Origin of the sequence: Streptomyces sp. CBMA123, assembly GCF_014596465.1 — a bacterium.
Classification (GTDB): domain Bacteria; phylum Actinomycetota; class Actinomycetes; order Streptomycetales; family Streptomycetaceae; genus Kitasatospora.
In genome coordinates, this window is sequence record NZ_MECK01000258.1 from 1 (window position 1) to 4,303 (window position 4,303).

The 4,303-nt window shown below is 74.5% G+C and carries 1 protein-coding gene; it reads right to left on the reverse strand.

The features are described from left to right. The coding region (locus BG452_RS26035; protein WP_317621236.1) for a MupA/Atu3671 family FMN-dependent luciferase-like monooxygenase at positions 1-4,205 on the reverse strand (4,205 nt) is incomplete at its 3' end. Positions 4,206-4,303 lie beyond the last annotated feature (98 nt).

A 4,303-nucleotide genomic window follows, 5' to 3' on the forward strand; every position in this document is an offset into this window, starting at 1 on the left:
GGCTGGGCGGCCACGGTGGCGGCCACCCTGGCGAGCGGGTGCGCGGGCGCCCGCTCCGCTTCGGGTCCGCACTCCAGGGCGGGGTCGGCCGGGGCGGCCGTCAGCTCGGTCAGCGGTCGGGCCGGGTCGGCGACGGCGGCGGTGAGCAGCCGCTCGAAGGCGTCGAACAGCCGGTCCACCGTGGCCCGGTCGAACAGGGTCTCGGCGTACTCCACGTGGCAGCGGATGCCGTCCGGCAGGTTGGTGAGGAACAGCGCCAGGTCGAACGCGGAGCGGTCGACCACGTGGTCCAGCGGACGGGCCGTCACCCCGGGCAGGTCCAGGTCGAAGACCGCGTGGTTCTCGAACTCGACCATGACCTGGAAGAGCGGGTTGCGGCTGGTGTCCCGCTGCGGGTTCAGCTCCTGCACCAGGACCTCGAAGGGCAGCTGCTGGTGTTCGTAGGCGTCCAGCGCGCTGGAGCGGACCCGGTCCAGCGCCTCGGCGAAGTCCGGCTCCCCGGACAGGTCCAGGCGCAGCGCCAGGGTGTTGACGAAGAAGCCGACGAGGTCCTCGGTGCCCTCCGCCCGGTTGGCCAGCGGGGTGCCGAGCACCACTTCGTCCTGGCCGCCGTAGCGCTGCAGCACCCCGGCGAAGGCGGTGAGCAGCACCATGAACAGGGTCGAGCGCCGGCTACGGGCCAAGTCCCTTACGCCTGACGAGAGTTCGGCAGGCAGATGGCGGACGTAGGAGCGGCCGCGGCCGTCCGGGACGGCGGGGCGGGGCCGGTCGGTGGGCAGGGCCAGCACCGGGAGGTCGCCGCCGAGCACCTTGCGCCAGTACCCGAGGCTCTCCTCGTACGCCCCGGCGGCCACCGCGGCCCGCTCCCGGGCGGCCTCGGCGGCCGGGGTGGTGGTGAGCGCCGGGAGCCGGTGGGGCCGCTGCTCCCGGGCAGCCCGGTACAGCTCCCCCAGCTCCCGGGTGATCACCACGGTGGACAGGGTGTCGATCACGATGTGGTGCATCGACAGCACCAGGACGTGCCGCTCGGGCCCGGTCTCCAGCAGCCGGGCGCGGAACAGCGGGCCCTCGGCCAGGTCGAAGCGGTGGACGCCCTCGGCGGCGACCAGCGCGGCCACCGCGTCCCGCGACGGCCCGTCCGTCGGGACCCGCTCCAGCAGCGGGCCCTGGGGGGCCGGGAGCACCTGCTGGAACGGTTCGCCGTCCTGCTCCCGGAAGACGGTGCGCAGCCCGACGTGCCGTTCGACCAGGGCGCGCAGCGCGGCGTCGAGCGCCTCCGGGTCGAGCGGGCCGTCCAGTTCGACGGCCTTGACCTCGTTGTACTGCGCGGCGTCGGGCAGCATCCGGTGCAGGAACCACATCCGCTGCTGCGCGTAGGACAGCGGGGCGCCGTGCGCGGTGGCGCGGCGCAGGGCGTCGAGCTGCGGCAGGCCGGCGGCCACCAGGTCGGGGGCGAGCCCGAAGTCGACGAAGCAGGCGATCTCGTCCGCGCCGGCCGCCCGCAGGTCGGCGAGCACGGACCGCACGCTCTCCGGGGTGCCGATCAGGGCGCGCGAGGCGCAGTAGCGCTCGTAGGCGCGCTCCAGCACGAACTCCAGGTCCTCCTCGCGGGTGTTCTCGAAGTCCAGGGTCAGGCCGAGGCTGTTGGCCATCTGCCCGAACAGCGAGAGCGAGGAGCGCAGGTAGTGGCAGAACGGGCGGTAGGCCTGCGCGCGGGCGGTGTCGGGATCGGTGCCCAGGTAGGTGTGGACCAGCACGACCACCCGGCCCGCCTCCGGGTCCAGGCCGTGCTCGGCCCGGGTGCGCCGGTAGAGGGCGACGTTCTCGGCGAGCTGCTCCACGTCCTGGGTCATCAGGTTGGTGATGATCCCGAGGTCGTGGCGGGCGGCCTCGCGGAAGCTGTCCGGGTTGCCCACGACGGCGGTGAACATGGGCGGTTGCTCCTGCAGCGGGCGCGGGTGCAGGGTGACCTCGATCGGCTCCCCGTTGCCGTTGCGGCCGCGGTAGGGCTCACCGCGCCACAGGGCCCGGACGGTGTCGATCTGGCGGTGCATCAACTCCTTGTGGCTGCCGTAGTTCTCGGGGAAGAACAGGAAGTCGTTGGGGTGCCAGCCGCTGGCGCAGCCCAGGCCCACCCGGCCGCCGGAGAGGTTGTCGACCACCGACCACTCCTCGGCCACCCGGACGGGGTGGTGCAGCGGCAGCACCGCGCAGCCGGCGTTCAGCCGGATCCTGCTGGTCTCCCGGGCGAGCGCGGCGGCCAGCACCGAGGGGTTGGGGAAGATCCCGCCGAAGGAGTGGAAGTGGCGCTCCGGCAGCCAGACGGCGTGGAAGTCGTGCCGGTCGGCGAAGCGGGCGCTGTCCAGGACGATGCGGTACTTCTCGTCCTCCGGGGAGTCCAGGGGGTAGTCGCCGAAGAAGGAGAGGCTGAAGTCCACCGGGCGCTGGGGGTCGCGGACCGGCTGGTACGAGGTGGGGACGGGCTCGGTGCCGGTACGGGTCTCCGATCCGGGCTCCGGAAGCACGGCCGCCGGGCGCGGGGCCGGGAGCCGCACCCCGGGCGAGGCCGGGAAGAAGCCGCCGCGCCGCAGGCCGCGCAGCGACTCCCGGACGGCGTCGACCACGAACTCCAGGTCGCCGTCGGTGTGGGCGGTGGAGAGGAAGAAGTTGCGCCACTCCCAGACGTAGACCCCGCGGGTCAGCAGCTCCGGGAAGAACAGCTCCACGTCGGCGCGCGGCTCGAACCGGAACAGCGAGCCGAAGTGGGCCAGCCGCAGCGGGAACTCCTCCTCCTCGAAGAACCCGTTGAGGGTCGCGGCCAGTTCGTCGGTGCGGGCGTTCAGACGCTCCTGCAGGCCGGGGCCGGCCTCCTTGAGGTGGCGCAGCACTGCGCCCGCCGCGGTCATCGCCAGCGGGTGCTGGATGTAGGTGCCGCCGAAGAAGGTGGTGTCCTGGGGCGGGTAGCTGTCGTCCCCGTAGTCCCAGTGGCCGCCGTCGATGCCGTCCAGGAGGTCGGCGCGCCCGGCGATCGCGCCGATCGGGTAGCCGCCGCCGAGCACCTTGCCGTAGGTGGAGAGGTCCGGGGTCACGCCCCAGAAGCCCTCGGCGCCGCGCAGGTGGGGGCGGAAGCCGGTGAGCATCTGGTCGAAGAGCAGCACGATGCCGCGGCGGGCGGTCAGTTCGCGCAGCGCGCGGACGAACTCGACGGGCTGGCGCCCCGGGTGGCGGCTCTGCACCGGCTCGACCAGCACGGCGGCGATCCGGTCGCCGAGTTCCTCGATGACCTGGAGGCTCTGCGGATCGCCGTACTTCAGCACCACCAGGTCGGCGACCGCGCTGCCGGGGATGCCGCTCGACACCGGGACGGTCTCCCGGTCGGCGCCGTGGCCCACGGTCCGGCCCAGGGTGTGGTCGAAGTGGCCGTGGTAGGAGCCCTCGAACATGACGATCTTGTCCCGGCCGGTGAAGGCGCGGGCCAGCCGGATCGCCCCGGCGTTCGCCTCGGTGCCGGAGTTGGCGAACGCGACCCGCTCGGTGCCGGTCAGCTCGGCCAGCAGTTCGGCGGCCTCGCCGGTCTCCGGGCCGCGCGGGCCCAGCCGCAGCCCGCCGGCCAGGTGCTCGCGGACGGCCTCGGTGACGAACTCCGGGTCGTGGCCGAAGAGCAGCACGCCGAAGCCCATGGTGATGTCGACGTAGGTGTTGCCGTCGAGGTCCTCCAGCCGGGAGCCCCGGGCCCGGCGGGCCGCCAGCGGGTAGAGCATCTCCTTGGTCGAGGAGCGGAAGCCGACCACGGCGCGGCTGTCCGCGAGGGTGCGCCGGTGGCGGCGGGTGACCGCCTTGGAGGCGGCGGTGCGGGCGGTGAAGCGGGCGACCAGTTCGTCCACATGGGCGCGCTGCGGCTCGGTCAGGCCGCCGGCGGCCATGCCGGACTCGCGGGACAGGGTCACCCGGGGGCCGTGCACCTGCGGGGCGGACGGCGCGGGAGCTTCGGCGGCGGGGACTTCGGGGGTGGCGACTTCGGGAACGGGGGCGGTCGCGACGGCCGGTGGCAGGGCGACGGGGGCCGCCGCCGGGACGGGCGCGGGCGGCGCCGTCCCGGTCCCGGCCAGCAGGCCGAGCTGGTCGCGCATCAGGTCGGAGAACTGGCCGAGCAGCGCGAGCTGGCGCTCGATCAGGCCGGTGCCGTCGGTCACCGGGGCGGACACGGCCGGCGGCGGGAGCGTGACCGGGGCGGCGGGGGGGGGGGGGGGGGGGGGGGCGGGGGGGGGGGGCGCGGGGGGGCGGGAGGGGGGGGGGGAGGGGA